The sequence below is a fragment of the uncultured Zoogloea sp. genome, from assembly GCF_937894855.1.
GTDB classification, from domain to species: Bacteria; Pseudomonadota; Gammaproteobacteria; order Burkholderiales; family Rhodocyclaceae; genus Zoogloea; species Zoogloea oryzae.
In genome coordinates, this window is record NZ_CALAYQ010000155.1 from 1 (window position 1) to 19,963 (window position 19,963).

Consider the following 19,963-nt stretch of genomic DNA (forward strand, 5'->3'; position numbering starts at 1 on the left):
GGCCAGACATTCCAGCCGGCGCTCCACGGGGCTTGACTGGGATAACAGTATCTACAGGTCCTACAGGTGCGCAAGAATCAGCCGCCGGTGAGCTGGGCGTAGAGCAGCGGCAGGCGGGCGGGGAGTTCGGCCGGGTTGCGCAGGATCGTGTAGCCCGCCGGGCCGAAGAGGTGCGGCAGGTAGCCCTGGCCTTCCTTGTCGATGGTCACGCAGAAGGGGCGGACGCCTTCCTGGCGGGCGGCGTTGAGGCTCATCCGGGTGTCTTCGATACCGTAGCGGCCTTCGTAGTGATCCACGTCGTTGGGCTTGCCATCGGAGAGGATCAGCAGCAGACGCAGGGCTTCGGGGCGCTTGGAGAGGATCTGAGTGGCGTAGCGGATCGCCGCGCCGATGCGGGTGTAGAAGCCCGGCTTGAGGGCGCCGATGCGGCCGCGGATGCGGTCGTCGGCGGGTTCGTCGAAATCCTTGATGCGGTGAAAGCGGATGTTGTCGCGCTTGCGGGACGAGAAGCCGTACAGCCCGAACGGATCGCCGGTGGCGCCCAGCGCCTCGGAGAACAGCCACAGGCTGTCGCGGATCACGTCGATCACCCGCTGCTCGTCGCTCACCCAGGTGTCGGTGGAAAGGGACAGATCGGCCAGCACCAGACAGCACAGGTCACGCTCGCGGCGCTCGCACGACAGATAGCCGCCGGTGTCGCCGGTGACGTGGCCGGTTTTCCGGTCGGCGAAGGCGCGCACCACGGCGTCGATGTCGAGCTCGGGGCCTTCGGGCTGGTTCTTCAGCCAGCGGCGGGCGGGGGTGAGGGCCTCGAACTGGTGGCGCAGGCGCCGCGCCGGGCGCAGCAGGTGCGAGGGCAGCGCGCAGGGCTGGGCGTCGCGGGGGTCGAGCACCGTCAGGCTGCATACGTCGCGCTTGAGCTGCTGCTTCTTCCAGTCCCACTCGGGCAGCAGGATGCCGGATTTGAGCGGCACGTCGTCCTGCGCCGCGGAGGGCAGGTCCAGGTCGAAGCGCACCTTGGAGGCGGTGTCGGTGCCGTCCTGGGCCACCGATATCTTGTCCATCTCGGCGGCGGCGCGGGCCGGGTTGTCGTCGGCGTCGTCGTCGTGGCCGCGGTTCACCTTCACGAACTCGGCGAACGATAGCAGGCTCTCGGCCCGGAAGGGCAGGATCAGGCCGTTCTTGCCGTCGGGCATGTCCTCGCGCTGGGCCTGACGGCGGCGGTCGGTGGCATCGGCGGACTTGGCCCCGCCTTCGCGCTGGTCGGCCGGGGTGGGCGGGTTGGATTGCTCGCAGCGGTCGATGGCCACCGGCGCCGGGTAGAGCCACAGGGCCACCGGCGTAGGCGGGCGCTTGGCGGCGGGCAGGCTGGCCACGCTGCCCGGCTCCAGCAGCGCCTGGCGGATTGCCCGCTCGGCGGCGGCTTCGTCGGCCGGCAGTTTGGCCGGATCGGGCCGTTCGGCGATCACGGCATCCACCAGCCGGCGGTAGCGCGCCGCAAAGCCGGGGAAGGCATCCAGCGTGGCGCGGCTGGCGGCCTGGTTGGCGGCGATCCAGCCGTCGGCGTCCAGCCCGCCATCGGGCAGCGCCGCGCCCTGGGCGATCAGCCACAGGTAAAGATCGCGGTTGAGGCTGCGCTCGGGAAAGAACTCGATGCTCGCCGGCAGGCGCAGGGTTTCGGCGTCCCGGGCGGCGTGGGCGGCCTTCTCGCCCACGTGGGCGATGCGCTGCAGCCAGTTGCGCCGGGCGCCGTGCTCGATCTCGGCCGCCGGCGCCACGCGCAGGCCCGCATCGCCCCCCAGCGCCCGGAAGAGGATGCCGGCCGTGCGCTCGATGTCATCCAGCCGCACCGCGGCATCCGGGTAGCTGCGCGTCGCCGCCCGGGTGATGAACTTGTGCCACAGACCGCCGATGAACTCTTCCATGCCCACTCCACCTTCCACAGGCCGGGTTTGTACCCGGCAAAAACACACCGCGACATCCCTGTAGGTCGGACTTCAGTCCGACATCCCCACACGGGAGCACGGGAAACGACAGGCGGCTATCCGGCCTGCGGTGGGCGGAGGGGTGTCGGACTGAAGTCCGACCTACAAAACCACCTAGCGCGCCGTCCACCCGCCATCGATCAGCGGCGCCGACCCGGTGACCGACTTGGCCGCATCCGAGCACAAAAACACCGCATACGCCGCCACTTCGTCGGCCTCGACAAACTGTTTGGTGGGCTGGGCGGCGAGGATCACCTCGCGGATCACCCGCTCCTCCGGCAGGTTGTGCACCTTGGCCTGATCCACCACCTGCTTCTCGACCAGCGGCGTGCGCACATAGCCCGGGCACAGCGCGTTGCAGGTGATGCCCTGCTCCGCCACCTCCAGCGCCACCGCCTTGCTGAAACCCACCACCGCGTGCTTGCTGGCCGTGTAGGGCGCCTTGAACGGCGAGGCCACCAGCCCGTGGGCCGACGCGATATTGACGATCCGCCCCCAGCCCTGCGCCTTCATCCCCGGCAGCGCCGCCTTGGTGGTGTGAAACACCGACGACAGGTTGATCGCCAGCAGCTGATCCCAGGTGTCGTCGGGGAACGCATCCACCGCCGCCACATGCTGGATGCCCGCGTTATTGATGAGGATGTCCACCCCGCCAAAGGCCGCGATCGTCGCCTCCACCAGCCCCCGCGCCGAAGCCGGGTCGGCCAGATTGGCCGGCGTGTAAGCGATCTCCACGCCCGTCTCGGCGGCAAGCGCCGCGCGGACCGACTCCGCATCCGCCGCCACCCGCGAGCCGTTGAGCATCACCTTCGCCCCCGCCTGGGCCAGCGCCCGCGCCACCGCAAGACCAATCCCCGAAGTGGAACCCGTGACCAACGCCCGCCTGCCTGCCAGAACTGCCATCTGATCTCTCCTCGAATCCCCGAGCCCACGCCCGGCTGCGCGGGTGATGCTACCGCAGGGAAGGGATGCGGCGATGACTATAGCGGCGGGGAAAGTCGGGTGCCCTGTTGTGGGTCAAGAATGGGGGGAGGCGGGGCTATGACTTATGGCATATGGGCAAGAAAAGGAGGGAGGGCTAAGATTCGAGCGGCTGTTCAGCCTAGCGCCAATCAAACAGTCGTCTGCGAAGGCGGTCATCGAGCAACCCGCCTGCGCGAAACCGCAGCTCCTGCCACCACGCCTGCTGGGGCAGTTTTTTTGAATTTGAGGAGACGCTAGATGCCTGACAAGTCGGTTGCCCATCAGCACCACGCCACCTTTGAAGGCATTCGCCACGTTGACGACGAAGGCAACGAGTTCTGGCTGGCCCGCCCGCTGGGCAAGGTGCTGGACTACTCGGAGTACCGCCACTTTCTACCCGTAGTGGAGCGCGCCCGCGAGGCCTGTCGCAACAGCGGTCACCCGGTGGAAGACCATTTCGAGGACATCCTCGAAATGGTCGAGATCGGCTCCGGGGCCCGGCGCGAGCTGCCCGATGTGCGGCTCTCGCGCTACGCCTGCTACCTGATCGTCCAGAACGGCGACCCGAGCAAGCCGGTCATCGCCAATGGTCAGACCTACTTTGCGATGCAGACCCGCCGGCAAGAACTGGCCGACGACGCCAAGTTTGCTCAGTTGAGCGAGGACGAGAAGCGCCTGGCCATCCGCAACGAGCTTGCCACCCACAACAAGCATCTCGCGGCTGCGGCCAAGAGCGCGGGCGTCGAAACGCCGCTCGACTACGCAATCTTCCAGGATCACGGCTACAAGGGGCTCTACGGTGGCCTGGGCAACAAGGAAATCCACGCCCGCAAGGGGCTGAAAAAGAGTCAAAAGATTCTGGACCACATGGGCAGCACCGAGCTGGCGGCCAACCTGTTCCGGGCCACGCAAGCCGAAGAGAAGCTGCGTCGCGATCAGGTGCAAGGCAAGACACAGGCCAACAAGACGCATTTTGAAGTGGGCCGCAAGGTTCGCCAGACGATTGCCGAACTCGGCGGGACGATGCCCGAGAACCTGCCCAAACCAGACTCCAGCATCCAGCAGATCGAATCGGCCAAAAAGAAACTGAAAAAGAAAGAGCCTTGATGGCACGAAGCAGAAATCAACACCCCACGCCCGACACCGGATCGGCCAGATTGGCCAGCGTGCAGGGGATATCCCTCGGTATGGGCAGCAAGCTGGGAGTGCGTTAGCAACACGACAGCGGCGAGAGAGGGAGGCCACGACCCAAGACTCATGACTAACGGGCAATCAATAACCCCGGCGCCACCATCGTCAGCGCCCTCGATGCCACCAAGGCTCCTCGCGTGATTCCGAACCACCAACACCAGAAGCTCCTTCGCCTTCTCAGCCACCGTCGTGCAATTTCCACGCTCGACCTGTTGAACGAGCTGGAGGTCTCGCGCCCCACTCTCACCCGCTACCTGCGCGATCTACGCGACACCTATGGCGTACCTTGGGTGTTCGATCGGGACCAGGACGGCTATCGGCTGGAATCCGACAATCACGAACTCGGCCGCCAGTTCGAACTACCCGGCCTGTGGTTCAGCGCCGAAGAAATCCATGCCCTGCTCACCATGCAGCACCTGCTCGTCAATCTGGACAGCAGTGGCCTGCTTGGCCCGCACATCGAACCACTGCTCAACCGGCTAGGACGGGCACTCGGAACCGCCGACGATTCGGCCGTCGAAGTAGCCCGCCGCATCCGCATCCAGACCGTTGGCGCCCGCAGCTTCCAGCTGGACCACTTTCAGGCCGTCGGCTCCGCCACCCTGCGCCGTCGCCGGCTTCTCATCGAGTACCACGCCCGCGGCAAGAACGAGACCGTACGCCGGGAGGTATCGCCCCAGCGCCTGATCCACTATCGGGACAACTGGTACCTCGACGCCTGGTGCCATCTGCGCAACGAACTGCGCAGTTTTGCCGTGGACGCGATCCACCGCACCGAGATTCTCGACACCCCCACCCGCGACATCGACGACGCCACCCTGGATCACGTCCTGGGCAGCGGCTACGGCATCTTTGCCGGCGCCGAGGTGCGCTGGGCGCGGCTGCGCTTCTCCGCCGAACGGAGCCGGTGGGTAGCCCATGAAAAATGGCACCCCGACCAGCAAGGCCGGCACCTTGACGACGGCAGCTTCGAACTGCGTGTGCCCTACAGCCAGGAGCCCGAACTGCTGATGGACATCCTTCGTCATGGTGCCCATGTGGAAGTCCTCGAACCCCCCGATCTACGCAACGCGGTCAGCCAGGCCCACAAAGAAGCTGCCGCATTGAATGCCGGATGATCACGTTATGAGCATGGGGGTACGGAAAATCTGCAGCACGGACTTCAAGAGGCTATCGCGATGAGTTTCCCCTCCGACATCTTCCTGGCTCACACCGCAGAGCGCACCGACGGCAACCCCCGCCAGCACGAACTGGGCGAGCACCTGCGCTGCGTGGCCGCGCTCGCTGCACGCAATGCGGCCCCCTTCGGCAGCGCCGACTGGGCATCCGTTGCCGGCCTGTGGCATGACCTGGGCAAGTACCGGGAAGGCTTCCAGCGCCATATCCGCAGCTGCGCCGATGCTCACATCGAGGGGCGGGTCGCAGGCCCCGAAAAGACCCATTCCGCAGCCGGCGCACTGCACGCCCTCGAAACGCTCAAAGCACGGCACGGCCCACGGGGACAACTGGCCGCCACCGTGCTGGCCTACCTCATCGCCGGCCACCACGCGGGGCTGGCCGACTGGCATGGCGGGCTCAAGAGCCGGCTGATCGACCCGAAGGCGCGCCGCGAGTACGACGAGGCGCGCACGGCCGCGCCCCAAGCCATCCTCTCCCACGCAACACCCGATCTCGCACTGCAAACCGCCGTCCCTGGCGGAATCGCCACCCCCGGGGCTTTCGCACTATGGGTGCGGATGCTGTTCTCCGCCCTGGTCGATGCGGATTTCCTCGATACCGAAGCCTTCATGCGCAGCGACAAGGCCGAGGCGCGCGGTGAGTTTCCGCAGTTATCCGAGATGCGCGACGCCTACAACGCCCATATGGCCTGCTTTGCAGCAGACACACCGGTGCGTCGCATTCGGGCGGATATCCTGCGCCAGTGCCGCAGCAAGGCCGGATTGCCGCCGGGCCTGTTCACCCTCACCGTCCCCACCGGCGGCGGCAAAACCCTTGCCAGCCTCGGCTTTGCCCTCGATCACGCTCAGGCCCACGGCAAGCGTCGCGTCGTCTACGCCATCCCCTACACCAGCATCATCGAGCAGACCGCCGACGTCTTCCGCAATGTGTTCGCCTCGATTGGCCGCGAATGCGTCGTCGAGCACCACAGCCAGGCCGAAAGCGATCCCGCCGCCGAAACCAGCGCCTCTCGCCTCGCCTGCGAGAACTGGGACGCCCCGCTCGTCGTCACCACCAACGTCCAGCTCTTTGAATCCCTGTTTGCAGCCCGCACCTCCCGCTGCCGCAAGCTGCACAACCTCACCCACAGCGTGCTGATCCTGGACGAGGCCCAGCAGCTGCCGGCCGAATTCCTCCAGCCGATCCTCGATGTGCTGCGCCTGCTCGTCCAGCACTACGGCGTCACCGTCGTACTTTGCACGGCCACCCAGCCGGCGCTCTCCACCACGCGCTACTTCGACCCCGCGATGAACCTGCGCGGACTCGATGACGCCACCGAGCTGATGGACGCCCCGGACGCCCTCTACGCCGCGCTCAAGCGGGTAGACGTTCAACTACCCGCCGACTTCACCACGCCCACCGAATGGCCTCAGCTCGCCGACGAACTGGCGTCCCATGATTGCGCGCTTGCCATCGTCAACACGCGCAAGAGCGCCCGCGAGCTGTTCCGCCGCATGCCCACCGGCACCCTGCATCTCTCGGCGCTGATGTGTGGCGCCCATCGCAAGGACGTCATCGACGGCATCAAGCACCAGTTGGCTGCCCGCAAGACAGGCCGAAGCAACGCCCCCCTGCGGGTAGTCAGCACGCAGCTTGTCGAAGCCGGGGTCGATCTGGACTTTCCGGTGGTCTATCGCGCCCTCGCCGGGCTCGACGCCATCGCCCAGGCTGCCGGACGCTGCAACCGGGAGGGGCAGTTGCCGCACCCTGGAAAGGTCGTCGTCTTCGTGCCACCCGACGCCATTCCGGCCGGCAGCCTGCGCAAGGCCGCCGACGCCTGCCGCAGCGTGCTCCACAACCACACCGGCGATCCGCTCGACCGCGTGCTGTTCGAGCCCTATTTCCGCCAGTACTACGCCAGCACCGATCTCGACCGCAGCCGCATCGGCGACCTGTTGAAACCCGAGCCCAGCCGCGACGATCCGCTTGCCGTCGCCTTCCGCAGCGCAGCCGACGCGTTCCGCCTCATCAACGACGACCAGAGCCCGGTTGTCGTCCATTACCGCGGCGCAGATGGGCAGGACACCACGGTGGACATGCTCCTCGGCAAGCTCGCCAAGGACGGCCCCGAACGCTGGCTGCTGCGCGCACTTCAACGCTACACCGTCAGCCTGCGCCAGAAAGACGCCGAGCGCCTGCTCGCCCAGGGCGACCTCGCGCTCGTTCCGGCCGTACCCGGTCTTTATGTGCAAGCCAGCGATGTGCTCTACGACGCACAGCTGGGCCTGCGCATCGACGATCAACCTCTACCCGCCAGCGGACTCGTGTGCTGAGTCCGGCCCCGACAACCCAATCAACTGGAGTCCAAGCGAGCCAACGATGAACACATTCTGTCTGGAAGTCAGCGGCCCCTTCGCCTGCTTCACCCGACCGGAGATGAAGGTCGAGCGGGTCTCGTACGACGTCATCACGCCCTCGGCCGCGCGCTCGGTGTTCGAGGCCATCTTGTGGAAGCCCGAGATCCGCTGGACGGTCACGCGGATCGAGGTGCTCAAGCCTGTCCGCTGGATCAACCTGCGGCGTAACGAGGTGGGCGCCGTCGTCTCCACCCGCAACGTGCAGCAGGCCATGAACGCCGGCAGCGGCAAGCTCGCGTTGTTCATCGAGGACGAACGCCAGCAGCGCGCCGGCCTTTTCCTGCGCGACGTGGCCTACCGCCTGCACGCCGAGCTTGCCCTCAGCCCCAAGGCCCGCGACCCGCTCGTCAAATACACCGAGATGTTCGCCCGACGAGCCGCCAGGGGGCAGTGCGTCAATCAACCCTACCTGGGCTGCCGGGAGTTCGCCGCCGACTTCCGGCTCGTCACCGACCCCGCCAATGAGTCCACCTCGCTGGCCGAGAGCCGCGACCTGGGCTGGATGCTCCATGACCTGGATTTCGCCAACCCGGCCGACCCGCAACCCCGCTTCTTCCGGGCCCACATGACCAATGGCGTGATCGACGTTCCGCCCTTCTCCGGCGAGGGGGCACGGTCATGATCCTGCAGGCCCTGTACGACTACTACCAGCGCAAATGTGCGGCCCCCAATCCGGCCGATCGTCTTCCCGCCTACGGGCTGGAGGAGAAGGAGATTCCGTTTGTCCTCGAGATCACGACCGAGGGCGAGTTGGTGAACCTGCGCGACACACGGAGCCTTGAGGGCAAGAAGAAGGTTGGCAGGCGCTACCTCGTTCCCCAGGGCGTAAAACGAGCGAGCGGCATTGCGGCCAACCTGCTCTGGGACAACCTGGAGTACGCGACAGGCATCGACACCCGCGGCAAACCCGACCGGGTGGTCGACCAGCACGCGGCTTTTCGCGCCCGAATCGCGGCGCTTCCCGAATCGGCCCAGGCCGACGTCGGCATCCGCGCGGTTCAGACATTCCTCGACCGTATTGATCCGTCCCGCCTGGCGCAGGAGCCGGCCTTTGCGGAAATCCAGGAAAGCAACGCGCTGATCACGTTTCAGCTCCAGGGCGATGTCGAGCTTGTCTGCCAGCGCCCATCCGTCATCACAGCCGCGGGGCAGCAGGAACCGGGCACCAACGACCCATCCTCCACTCGCTGCCTGATCACCGGCGAGGTCACCGAGCCAGAACGCCTGCACACGGCAATCAAGGGCGTCTGGGGTGCCCAGACTTCCGGCGCCAACATCGTGTCGTTCAACCTTGATGCCTTCAACTCCTACGGCAAGGCTCAAGGTGCCAACGCCCCTGTCGGCAAGCCCGCGGCTTTCGCCTACACCACCGCCCTCAACCACCTGCTGGCCAAGGGCTCACCTAACCGCTTTCAGGTGGGCGACGCCTCGGCGGTGTGCTGGGCTGCGCCGGTGGAAGGCTCGGATTCCGAGTTCGACACCCTGCTGGCCGATCTCTTTGGCACCCATGACAACCCGGACACCGGCGTTCGGGCCGTCACCACGCTGTTCGACGCCATCCACAGCGGCCGCTTCGACGGCACCGAAGGTCAGACCCGCTATTACGTGCTGGGCCTCGCCCCCAACGCGGCGCGGATCAGCGTGCGTTTCTTTCACACCATGACCCTGGCCGAACTGGCGCCCCGCATCATCCAGCACTTCACCGATCTCACGCTCCGGCACGCCCCCCACGAGCCGGACTACCCACCGCTGTTCCGCCTGCTCACCGCCTGCGCGGTGCAAAGCAAGGCCGACAACATTCCGCCCAACCTCGGCGGCGGAATCGTCGACGCCATCCTGGCCGGCCCCGATGCCCCCTACCCCAGCCTGTGGCTCAACGCTGCGGTCAATCGCTGCCGCGCCGAACGGGAAGTCAGCTACTACCGCGCCGCCGCCATCAAGGCCTGCCTCAACCGTTCCATCCGCCGTTTCAAGCAGGAAAAGGAGTTCCAACCCATGCTCGACCTCGACAACACCAACGCGGCCTACCGGCTCGGCCGGCTGTTCGCCGTGCTCGAAAAGATTCAGGAAGACGCAGCCGGCGGCCCCGGCAAATTGAATTCAACAATCCGCGACCGCTATTACGGTGCCGCGTCATCCACGCCGGTCGCCGTATTTACGACTTTGCTGCGCCTGAAAAATGCTCACCTGAAGAAGCTTCCACAACCATCGGTAAGCCGTTTCGAGAAGCTGCTCGGCGAAGTGCTCTCCGCCGTCACCGACTTTCCTGCCCATCTCGCGCTGGCCGACCAAGGCCGTTTCGCTCTCGGCTACTACCACCAGCGCCAAGCCTTCTTCACAAAATCCGACAAGACCGAATCCACCGAGGAGAAACAACAATGACGCTCAACAACCGTTACGACTTCGTGCTGCTGTTCGACGTGAAGGACGGCAACCCCAACGGCGACCCGGACGCCGGCAACCTGCCCCGCCTCGACGCCGAATCCGGCCACGGGCTGGTCACCGACGTATCGCTCAAGCGCAAGGTGCGCAACTTTGTGGGGCTGGTGAAGGGCGAGACCCCGCCCTACGACATCTACGTCAAAGAGAAGGCCGTGCTCGTCCAGGCCCACGAGAAAGCCTATATCGCCATCGGCGCCGAAGACGCGCTCAAGGGCGAGGACAAGAAACGCAAAGGCAGTGGCGAGACGGTCGACCTTGCCCGCAAATGGATGTGCCAGAACTTCTTCGACGTGCGCACCTTTGGCGCCGTGATGTCGCTCGGGGTCAACTGCGGCCAGGTGCGCGGCCCGGTCCAGCTGACTTTCGCCCGCTCCATCGCCCCGGTCGTCGCGCTGGAGCATTCCATTACGCGCATGGCCGTGGCCACCGAGGCCGAAGCCGAAAAACAGCAAGGCGACAACCGCACCATGGGCCGCAAGCACACGGTGCCTTACGGCCTCTACATGGCCCACGGCTTCGTCTCGTCCTTTCTCGCCAAGCAGACCGGCTTTGGCGAAGAAGACCTCGAACTGCTCTGGCAGGCACTTGAGCAGATGTTCGAGCACGACCGCTCCGCCGCCCGCGGCGAGATGGCGACCCGTGGGCTGTATGTGTTCAAGCACGACTCGGAGCTTGGCAACGCCCGGGCCCACCAGCTGTTCGAGCGCATCCAGGCGGCCCCGAAGGTGGAGATTCCGCGCAGCTTCAACGACTACGCCGTGACCATCGACGAAGCCGAGATGCCCGCCGGCGTCACGCTGATTCGCCGCGTCGGCTGAACGACGGAGCGCACCCCCGCCAGATTCCCAGCGCAGGGGTGCGCAAGCCCGTGTTGACTCATGGAGCCACCATGCCGGAAGCGCTCGACCCCATTCCCCTTTCAGCCCTCCAGCACTGGGCCTACTGCCCGCGCCAGTGCGCCCTGATTCATCTGGAACAAGCCTTCGAGGACAACATCTTCACCCTGCGCGGGCAGGCCGTTCATGCCCGCGCCGACCAACCCGGCATGGAACTGCGGGCCGGTCTGAGGGTTGAGCGGGCGCTCCCGGTGTTCAGTGATCGCCTGGGCCTGATCGGCAAAGCCGATGTGGTGGAGTTCTTGCCCGATGGCACGCCCTATCCCGTCGAATACAAACACGGCTCCCGCAACAAGAAGGCCGCCATCGCCGCCTGCGACGACCTGCAACTCGCCGGCCAGGCCCTGTGCCTTGAAGAGATGAGCGGCCATCCCGTGCCCGAAGGCGCGCTCTTCTATGCAAGCTCCAAGCGCCGCCGCATCGTGCCCATCACCCCAGCCCTGCGCGCTGCCGTCGAATCCACGATTGGCGAGATCCGCACCATGCTGGCTGCCGGCCGAAGCCCGGCGCCTGTCAACGACGAACGCTGCCACGCCTGCTCGCTCCGCGATCTCTGCCAGCCGGAGGCACTTACAGACGAACGCAGCACGGCCAACCTCCACGCCCAGTTGTTCGACCCGGACGCCTGACCCATGCAACTGCTCAATACGCTTTACGTCACAACGGCCGACAGCTACCTGCACCTCGACAACGACACCCTGCGGGTCGAGGTCAATCACGAAACCCGCTTGCGCGTGCCCCTGCACCACGTGGGCAGCGTGGTGTGTTTCGGCAATGTGATGCTGTCCACGCCGCTCATGCACCGCCTTGCCGACAGCGGAATCGGGCTTGTGCTGCTCGACGGCAACGGGCGCTTCAAGGCGCGGCTCGAAGGCCCCGTCTCGGGCAACGTGTTGCTCCGCCAGGCCCAGCATGAACGCAGCCGCGATGCCGACTTCGCCGTGGGCATCGCCCGCAACTGCATCGCAGGAAAGGTACGAAACACCCGCCAGGTATTGCTCCGCGGCGCCCGCGAAGCGAAAGACACGGACGAGGCAACCCGGCTCGGCCGGGCCGCGGACGATCTCGCCGCAACGCTCAGGGCGCTTCCATCCGCAATGGACATGGACACCCTGCGAGGCCTTGAAGGCGAAGCCGCCCGGCAGTATTTCGGTGGGCTCAATCTCATCGTCCGGCCCGAGGCACGCGCCGCCTTCCAGATGGACGGGCGCAGCCGCCGACCACCCCGCGACCGGCTCAACGCCCTGCTGTCCTTCCTGTACTCGATGCTGATGAATGACTGCCGATCGGCAATCGAAGCTGCGGGTCTCGATCCCCAGGTCGGGTTTCTGCACGCGCTACGCCCGGGCCGCGCCGCCCTCGCCCTGGATCTGATGGAAGAGTTTCGTGCTGTCGCTGACCGACTTGCCCTGACGCTGATCAACCGCGGTCAGCTCGGCGCCAATGATTTCATCGAACGGGAAGGCGGCGCCGTACTGCTTGAAGGCGATGCCCGCAAAGCGGTCGTCGTCGCGTGGCAAGAACGCAAGCAGGAGGAGCTTACGCATCCTCTGCTCGAACAGCCTGTACCCCTGGGCGTGATCCCCCTCGTACAAGCGCGCCTGATGGCACGCAGCCTGCGCGGAGAAACGCCCGAATACCTGCCCTTCCTCATCCGCTGACCGCCGCCAATCATGCTCGTGATCGTCTGCTACGACGTAAATACCGAAACCAGCGCTGGCCGCCGCCGCTTGCGCCGAGTCGCCAAGGTGTGCGAAAGCACCGGCCAACGCGTCCAGAAGTCCGTGTTCGAATGCCAGGTCAACCTGATGCAGCTTGAAACCCTGGAGCGCGAGCTGCTGGCAGAAATCAATGAAGCCGAAGATAACCTCCGCCTCTATCGGCTTCCGGAGAGCCGAGGCTCCGAAGTAAGGGAGTACGGCAAATTCCGCTCTACCGATTTCAACGGCCCGCTGGTATTGTGAGCCGCATTGCTCACAAAGCAAAAGCGCGAACCCCAAGTGACCGGCGGACCCCCGGCCATTTCGCGCACCACGCAAATCGTTGATTCATTTGAGAACTCCCTTTAAGGCAATGACCCACCCCATCCGCTATCAAGCTTCGTCTGCAGGTTCGCGCAACGCGGATCATTTTGGACAGCGGATCAGACATTTGCAGATGAAGCGCTTCGTCCGTCAGCAATGACGGACGTGGGTTGAAACTGCAGGATCGCTTCGGTATTGACGAGCTGATCCAGGCTTCGTCCGTCAGCAATGACGGACGTGGGTTGAAACCCGGCGTATTCGTCGGGTCAGAAAGGAAGACGCCGGCTTCGTCCGTCAGCAATGACGGACGTGGGTTGAAACACCACGATGCGCATCGGCCACGTGTCACCGCGGAAGCTTCGTCCGTCAGCAATGACGGACGTGGGTTGAAACTTGGTGCTCCAGGAGGCATCCAGCATCGACTGGGTGCTTCGTCCGTCAGCAATGACGGACGTGGGTTGAAACCGTAGCGGTGCGCGGCAGCTTGCCGACCGGAAACAGCTTCGTCCGTCAGCAATGACGGACGTGGGTTGAAACCCGGCCAGCCGCTGGCCGAGGCCGGGGCGAAAAGTGCTTCGTCCGTCAGCAATGACGGACGTGGGTTGAAACGTGTTGAGGCAGACGTTGCCGCTGTTCTGCAAGCGCTTCGTCCGTCAGCAATGACGGACGTGGGTTGAAACACCCGGAGCCAGGCGGGCCAGGGTGACGCCGGCAGGCTTCGTCCGTCAGCAATGACGGACGTGGGTTGAAACGACCTTGCTGCGCGGTGCCATCAGCCGTTCCAATAGCTTCGTCCGTCAGCAATGACGGACGTGGGTTGAAACAATGAGCGCTTCCCCATCGGCGATCTGGTTGCCGGCTTCGTCCGTCAGCAATGACGGACGTGGGTTGAAACGGATGGTGAACATCCTCGAGAACGCCGCCCACCTCGCTTCGTCCGTCAGCAATGACGGACGTGGGTTGAAACGCGGATCGACCGCTTCGATGAGTCGGATCAGCTCGCGCTTCGTCCGTCAGCAATGACGGACGTGGGTTGAAACGGCGGTGCCTGCATTCCAGGGCTGCTGGCCCTTGGGCTTCGTCCGTCAGCAATGACGGACGTGGGTTGAAACTCACGCTTGCGGCGCAGGCGAGCGCCACGGGCCTTGCGGGCTTCATCCGTCAGCAATGACGGACGTGGGTTGAAACCTGATCGCCGGCATGATGAACAAGGCCAAGGCCAGGCTTCGTCCGTCAGCAATGACGGACGTGGGTTGAGACTTGCTGGCGACGGCGAGGGAATGGGGTGTGGGTTGCTGACTGCCGGAAGATTTCCAGCTCCATGGGTGGCCGACAGAAGTCGCCCCAGCAGAGGCCCCTTATCCAGCGCGGCTCTAGTGCCGTTCGAAAACAGCCAGCCCCCGCCGCGAAAAAGTCTTGCGGCGATTCACGCAGCACGTCCCACGCTACCAAAGGGGCGCGGGCAGCAACCCGAGACGGACTGAAAACCGCCACTAAGAGTGGTGGTAGGCCCGCACCGCCAGGTTCAATGCAACAACCAATCCCGAACCTTCACTGCCATCGACACAATGAGTCGCCCCGCTACGCGATGAAACCCGCTACAAAATCTCAAGACCGGAACGCGGGGGCCTCGGGCGTGGCCACATCACTGCGCACTGGGCAGGTATTCGATTTCTGGCAATACGAACTCCCATCGTCCGACCTGCACGTTGGGCTCCTGCTCGCGGGCGTGTCTCACCAGGATGGCTGCCACGCTCACCCGGGTGAGCGTGCCCGCGGGCGGCTGGAACTTCAACGACATTCGGGTCACGACGACCCCATGCGTATCGACCAGCTCCCAGCCGGGCCGATTGTCGTGGCGGGGTCGAAGCGCCAGCGGGTCCCCCACGTCGAGCGCGGCGAGATGACGGTGAATCGGTGCCGATTCCGCAAAGTGGCCCGGCCATGACAGCACAACGTGGCCGGGATCGGCCTGCCAGATTCGGGCGCGTAGTTCGGCGGATGCGGGCGGAACCGGCGGCCGGGCGCGGAGCGTCAGACCATCCATGCTCCGTGCAAAGGGATGGCGGCCGGTGGTCTGCTCGCACAGGGTGAGCGTCTCCCGGGCGCGGGTCATCGCTACATAGAAAAGCCGGCGTTCGTCGTCACTGCGCCCCTGCCAGCCCCCACCATCCAGCACCAGCACGTGGGCAAACTCCAGGCCCTTGGCCCTGTGGGCGGTCATCAGCACCAGCGGCGCATGGGCCCGGGCGCCGCCCGGGCTGCGGGTGCCCGCCCCGAATTCGTAAAGGGATTCGATGAGGTCGGCGATGACCCGCTCGCTTCCCGGCGCCACCGCTTCGGTCTCGAGGATGAACTGCGCCAGCGCCGCCTGGAAGGGATGCCGGAGCGCCCCGTCGACCGGCACCCGAAAACGCCGCCGAAACCAGCGCCCCAGGGTGCCTGGCCGCAGCAACACGCGACTGCCGGCAGCGCGCCGCCGGGAGCCCTGCAGCAGCGACAGCAGCGCGTGTCCTTGTCGGGTGAGGTACAGATTGATCTGCTGGGCGTCCCGCACCAACTGCACCGGAACACCGGTCTGCCGGCACAGGGCGGCAAGGGGCTCAAGATCTTCCCAGCGACGAGCGATGACGGCGAAACGCCCCCACCCCCCGAGCTGGGTGTCGTCCTCCAGGGCATGGAGGCGCTGCAGCTCGGCCAGCGCGATTCGAACCTCTTGATCGAGCTGGCCTGCCACCTCAAGCACCTGCACTCGCCCCCCGGTGAGCGGATCCCGGCTCGTCCACCGGCCGCCCAGGGGCTCGCCGCGCCGGGCGTGATCCACGCGGATGTCCTGCCCGGCTTTCATCCGACCCCGTGCCGGGGCGATCAGGGTGTTGGCGCAATCGACGATATGGGCAGTGGAGCGATAGTTCTCGGTGAGGGCAAAGCGGCGGGCCTGATAATCCGTCTCGAACTGGCGGATGAACTGGACGTTGGCGCCGTCAAAGGCGTAGATGTTCTGGTCATCGTCCCCCACCACCATCAGCGACAACCGATCCTCCTCGGTCTGTAGAGTACGGCCCGCCATGGCGCTGATCAGCGCGTAATGATCGCCGTTGATGTCCTGGTATTCGTCCACCAGCAGGAAGCGGATGCCCGACAGGATGCGATCCCGAGCAATGGATGGGCCAACGCCGTCGCCCAGGTCGGCAGCCCGCAGGCGTTCCGTTGCCCGCCGGATGACGGCACCGAAATCCACCTTCTCGCCATGCTCCAGTGCAACCGCATAGCTGGTGCCCGTAAGGCGCATTGCCAGGCCATGAAGCGTCTGCACCGTGACGCCAGCTGCGTCCCCCCCCACCAGCGCCCACAAGCGGCGACGAATCTCGATGGCCGCCGAGCGGTTATAGGCGAGCACCATGATTTCGTCGGGCCGGGCCATGCATTCGCGTAGCAGCCACGCCACACGATGGACGATCACCCGCGTCTTGCCGGCGCCAGGCCCGGCGAGCACCAGATAGTTGCCATCCTGGGGCGCCGCCACGATGGCCTGCTGGGCCGGATTGGCAAGGCTGGTCAGAATGCGCCGGTGCGCTGCCTCGGTGGTCGCGATCTCCAGCACCTCCTTTCGGCCGGCAAAGTAGCGCCGGACAAACTCGCCCCGGTCGAGACTGAAGTAATCGATCACCAGCGCCATCGCCGCCTGCACCTTGCGGATGGCCAGCTTGGCGTACTCGGCCATCACATGCACCTGGACGATCTTGTCCTTGTAATGCAGTGCCAGCTCGGCGTAGTCTGCCTTGCTGAACTGCCGCCGACGGGCCTCCGGGTTGAGCTCGATCTTCATCGCTGCGCGGAACACCGCCTTGCCGCGAGCCAGATGCAGCACTTCATTGGTGTCCAGATAAAGCAGCGCCGACGACAGGGCCACGTCCCAGTTGCGGATGTCGAGCCCGGCCAGGGTCATGTCAGCCTGCAGCGCGGCTTCGAGCTCCCCCTGCTTGCAGGTCACCAACAGCACGTTACCCTGCCGGCGCGCCAGGAAATAACTGAGTAGCGCACGCGCCAGCAGCATGCGCCGGGCGCGTATTTCGTCAATCTCGCTCCAGCTGCGCAGCAACTTGATGTAGCGACTATCCTGCCCCGCCGGCCGGAGAGAGAAGAAACCCCGCTGGGCCACGCCGTCGCCAAAGGGCTCGGCAAAGGAGCGGAGCAGGCGCGAGAGCTTCTCGGGATCGAAGTCCCCCTGACTCTCCCGACGCAACACATCGCACAGGTACCGCATGTGGAGAACCTGCAACTCGCCGTTGCCGGCATCCGGTGCAGCCTCGCGCAACGTGGCGACCAGGGCATCTTCCGTCCGCGCCAGGGCGTCGAGGCGATCGGCAGAATCCGGGTCGCGATAGAAGGTGACACCGATCTCGGTGTCGTTGGACAGGAGCTTCCATTGGTTCAGCTCGCGCAGCATGGCCTGCACGGTGCGTGAATCCTGACCGGTGGCGAGCATCAGCTCGTCCGTGGAGAGCCCTTCGTCCTCCTCAGCCTGGATCAGCACGGAGAGGATGCGTAGATAGGGCTCGGGGTTCGCGTCCCCGCGCAGCTTGCGGGCCAGCAGGTCTCGGGCTTCATCTAGACTGGCCACCAGCAGGCTGCCCGGAAAGACCCGGGTGTGGTTCTCGTGGCGTTCGAGCAGGCGTGCCTCCTCCAGCCACGCGATGGCGATGCGCACCTTGGTGTCGGTGTCGCGGCCTTCCGGGTCCAGGCGGTGGTTATCCGGCATCTCTACGAGCACTTCGCCGCTCGTCACGACCACCTCGCCCTCGCTCCGGTCCTTGCGCTCGATGGCCCGCAGCGCCTTGAGGATTGCGTGGATGTCGTGCTGCGTGAGGCGTGACTGCTTGAGCAGCCGGAACTGCACATCCAGATCCTTCTCGTCGAACAGCAGCACGCAGCGCGCGGGCGCCTGATCGCGCCCCGCACGCCCCGCCTCCTGCAGGTAGTTCTCGAGGGAGCCGGGGGTGTCGAGGTGGATGACGAGCCGCACATCGGGTTTATCCACGCCCATCCCGAAGGCGTTGGTGGCAGCGATCACCCGCAACTGGCCCGCCAAGAAAGCCTCCTGAACCCGCCGCTTGTCGGCCGGCAACATGCCACCGTGGAAGTAGGCGCAGGGAAGCCCCCCATCCTGCAGAAACTTTGCGATCTCCTCGACCGTCTTCTGCCGGGCGCAGAACACGATCGCGCCGCCCTCTTCCCGCAGCGCATCCTCAAGCAGACGCAGGGTTTCGGCGTACTTCGCCTGGGGCGGCACGGCGCGCACCTCGTAATCGAGGTTGTTGCGGCTGACGCCACCCTCCAGCCTCGCCAGCGCCACCCCGAGACGCCTCTCGAAGTGCGCGCTGATGTCAGCCACAACATCGGGCTTGGCCGTAGCGGTAAAACCGAACACCGGCGACGGCTGCGCCCCCTGGGTGCGCCGGATGAAGCGCGACACGTAAAGGTAGTCAGGCCGGAAATCGTGCCCCCACTTGGAGAGGCAGTGGGCCTCGTCGAACACCCACGCCCCGATCTCCCGGTGGGCCAGCGCATTGGCGAAGGCCGTGCTGCGAAACTGCTCGGGCGCCACGAAGATCAGCCCGATATCCCCCAGGCGCAGCTTGTCCAGGGTGACCCTCCGCTCTATCGGGTTGAGCAGGCTGTTGAGGTAGCCCGCGCAGGTGACGCCGCGTGCCTCCAGGTTATCGACCTGATCCTTCATCAGCGACTGCAGCGGCGAAACCACCACCGTCAGGCTGCCGTTGCGGTAGTAGCGGGCCAGCGCCGGCAGCTGGAAGCACAGGGACTTGCCGCCGCCGGTGGGAAGAATGGCCAGACTGGAAATGCCAGCAAAGCCGTTCTCGACGATGGCCTGCTGCAGCGAGCGCCCATCGGGCGTGGTAGGGGTGCTGCGAAAACGGGTGATCCCCGGGAAGAACCGCGGCAGCAGCGCCTCAATGTCGTGCTGCTCGCGGCACCAGGCGCACTCCGGATCGTCACAGGGCGTATCGCGCAACGCCACCACCACCGTCCGGGTCTGGGGAAACTGCTTGCCCACCCACGGCGGCAACACCGAATTGCCACCCGCAACCCGCAACCACGCAAGCACATAGGCCAGCGGCGGGTGCCACGCGGGATCGGGGAGCCAGTCTTCCACCACCCGGCGCTGCGCCGTTCGGCAGACCTTGCCTTCGGTTGCCCGCTGCCACGCTTCAGCAACCTGCACCAGCGTCGGACGAAGGCTGCGCCGCAAGGTGGCAAAGAGGTTGGCAACGCCCTTCCCGTTTTCCTGGGAAAGCAGGAAATGCAGGCACAGCGCCTCGTCCGGGTGCTCTGCCACTCGAGCCCGCAGCGCCGCATGCTGATCGAGGAACAACGCGTAGGCCAGCTCCGCATCCTGGGCGGGATCGTTACGAGTCGTGGAGCACAGCTTGTAGTCCTTCACCAGCCGGTGATAGGGGTTCTGCGGAAAGGCCACCGGCGACAGGGCCAGCGTATCCAGCAGCGGCAGGCGATGGAGCGCAAGCTCGGGATGAAGCTGCGCCAGGATCGGCTGGTCGAAGGCAATGATGTTGTGCCCCAGCACGAAAGCCGCGCCCTCAGTGACGGCATCGAGGCGGGACACCAGATCGCGCGCCGAAGCGGAAATCCGCAGGCGCACGCCCTGATCCGGCCTGAACACACCTAGCTCCCGCAGCGCGTTTCTCTCCTGCCGCGCCGTCTCAATATCCAGACACAGACACCGGGCTCGAAGTGCGTCAGCGTGGCCAACCATGCCGTCGATATCTCGTCTTCGTCATGACCGGGATTGTAGCCGGGGCTTGGCCTGGAGGGCCAAGGGGCGGGACACCGTGCGACGGGCATTCCTG

Annotated in this window: 12 protein-coding genes and 1 CRISPR repeat array; of the genes, 9 read left to right on the top strand and 3 right to left on the bottom strand. The window is 65.6% G+C overall.

The annotated features are described in order from the left end of the window. Positions 1-77: 77 nt before the first annotated feature. Both Q0672_RS17690 and Q0672_RS17695 read right to left on the bottom strand, forming a co-directional pair. The gene (locus Q0672_RS17690; protein WP_298624359.1) at positions 78-1,925 is read right to left on the bottom strand and encodes a VWA domain-containing protein; all 1,848 of its coding nucleotides are present in this window, start codon (positions 1,923-1,925) and stop codon (positions 78-80) included. Between the two features lie 174 nt (positions 1,926-2,099). Continuing rightward, positions 2,100-2,888, bottom strand: coding sequence for a 3-hydroxybutyrate dehydrogenase (locus Q0672_RS17695; protein WP_298624361.1), 789 nt, complete (start codon positions 2,886-2,888; stop codon positions 2,100-2,102). A 318-nt stretch (positions 2,889-3,206) separates the two neighbouring features. Between Q0672_RS17695 and dinD the strand changes: the two genes are divergently transcribed. The 9 genes from dinD (at position 3,207) to cas2 (ending at position 13,016) form a co-directional block, all read left to right on the top strand. After that, positions 3,207-4,055, top strand: a complete 849-nt coding sequence (gene dinD, locus Q0672_RS17700; protein WP_298624363.1) for a DNA damage-inducible protein D — start codon at positions 3,207-3,209, stop codon at positions 4,053-4,055. 221 nt (positions 4,056-4,276) lie between these two features. Next, positions 4,277-5,257, top strand: a complete 981-nt coding sequence (locus Q0672_RS17705) for a WYL domain-containing protein (RefSeq protein ID WP_298624365.1) — start codon at positions 4,277-4,279, stop codon at positions 5,255-5,257. A gap of 60 nt (positions 5,258-5,317) precedes the next feature. Continuing rightward, positions 5,318-7,630, top strand: coding sequence for a CRISPR-associated endonuclease Cas3'' (locus tag Q0672_RS17710; protein WP_298624367.1), 2,313 nt, complete (start codon positions 5,318-5,320; stop codon positions 7,628-7,630). 46 nt (positions 7,631-7,676) lie between these two features. After that, positions 7,677-8,336: a type I-C CRISPR-associated protein Cas5c gene (gene cas5c / locus Q0672_RS17715; protein WP_298624369.1), complete on the top strand. Its 660-nt coding sequence runs from the start codon at positions 7,677-7,679 to the stop codon at positions 8,334-8,336. Next, positions 8,333-10,096, top strand: a complete 1,764-nt coding sequence (gene cas8c / locus Q0672_RS17720) for a type I-C CRISPR-associated protein Cas8c/Csd1 (protein WP_298624371.1) — start codon at positions 8,333-8,335, stop codon at positions 10,094-10,096. The genes cas5c and cas8c overlap by 4 nt, the downstream gene beginning before the upstream one ends. Then, on the top strand, positions 10,093-10,974 hold the full coding sequence (gene cas7c / locus Q0672_RS17725; RefSeq protein WP_153160829.1) for a type I-C CRISPR-associated protein Cas7/Csd2: 882 nt from the start codon (positions 10,093-10,095) through the stop codon (positions 10,972-10,974). Before cas8c ends, cas7c begins: the two co-directional genes overlap by 4 nt. A gap of 71 nt (positions 10,975-11,045) precedes the next feature. Continuing rightward, the gene (gene cas4 / locus Q0672_RS17730; protein ID WP_298624374.1) at positions 11,046-11,681 is read left to right on the top strand and encodes a CRISPR-associated protein Cas4; all 636 of its coding nucleotides are present in this window, start codon (positions 11,046-11,048) and stop codon (positions 11,679-11,681) included. 3 nt (positions 11,682-11,684) lie between these two features. Next, positions 11,685-12,713 carry a type I-C CRISPR-associated endonuclease Cas1c gene (gene cas1c, locus Q0672_RS17735; RefSeq protein ID WP_298624376.1) on the top strand — a complete coding sequence of 343 codons (1,029 nt, stop codon included), beginning with the start codon at positions 11,685-11,687 and terminating at the stop codon, positions 12,711-12,713. Between the two features lie 12 nt (positions 12,714-12,725). Continuing rightward, positions 12,726-13,016 (top strand): CRISPR-associated endonuclease Cas2, encoded by a 291-nt coding sequence (gene cas2 / locus Q0672_RS17740; RefSeq protein WP_153160832.1) that lies wholly within the window; start codon positions 12,726-12,728, stop codon positions 13,014-13,016. Between the two features lie 200 nt (positions 13,017-13,216). Continuing rightward, positions 13,217-14,336: direct repeats of the CRISPR family, unit length 37 nt; unit sequence GCTTCGTCCGTCAGCAATGACGGACGTGGGTTGAAAC. Between the two features lie 385 nt (positions 14,337-14,721). Here cas2 and Q0672_RS17745 read toward each other — a convergent pair. Then, a complete protein-coding gene (locus Q0672_RS17745; protein WP_298624380.1) occupies positions 14,722-19,776 on the bottom strand; it encodes a RecQ family ATP-dependent DNA helicase in 5,055 nt (1,684 codons plus the stop codon). Between the last annotated feature and the right edge of the window lie 187 nt (positions 19,777-19,963).

Excerpts from the sequence above, each read along its gene's own strand:
- cas4 (WP_298624374.1), top strand. The coding sequence starts at position 11,046 with ATGCCGGAAGCGCTCGACCCCATTCCCCTTTCAGCCCTCCAGCACTGG.
- cas2 (WP_153160832.1), top strand. The coding sequence starts at position 12,726 with ATGCTCGTGATCGTCTGCTACGACGTAAATACCGAAACCAGCGCTGGC.
- Q0672_RS17690 (WP_298624359.1), bottom strand. The coding sequence starts at position 1,925 with ATGGAAGAGTTCATCGGCGGTCTGTGGCACAAGTTCATCACCCGGGCG.
- cas7c (WP_153160829.1), top strand. The coding sequence starts at position 10,093 with ATGACGCTCAACAACCGTTACGACTTCGTGCTGCTGTTCGACGTGAAG.
- cas5c (WP_298624369.1), top strand. The coding sequence starts at position 7,677 with ATGAACACATTCTGTCTGGAAGTCAGCGGCCCCTTCGCCTGCTTCACC.
- cas8c (WP_298624371.1), top strand. The coding sequence starts at position 8,333 with ATGATCCTGCAGGCCCTGTACGACTACTACCAGCGCAAATGTGCGGCC.
- Q0672_RS17695 (WP_298624361.1), bottom strand. The coding sequence starts at position 2,888 with ATGGCAGTTCTGGCAGGCAGGCGGGCGTTGGTCACGGGTTCCACTTCG.
- dinD (WP_298624363.1), top strand. The coding sequence starts at position 3,207 with ATGCCTGACAAGTCGGTTGCCCATCAGCACCACGCCACCTTTGAAGGC.
- Q0672_RS17710 (WP_298624367.1), top strand. The coding sequence starts at position 5,318 with ATGAGTTTCCCCTCCGACATCTTCCTGGCTCACACCGCAGAGCGCACC.
- cas1c (WP_298624376.1), top strand. The coding sequence starts at position 11,685 with ATGCAACTGCTCAATACGCTTTACGTCACAACGGCCGACAGCTACCTG.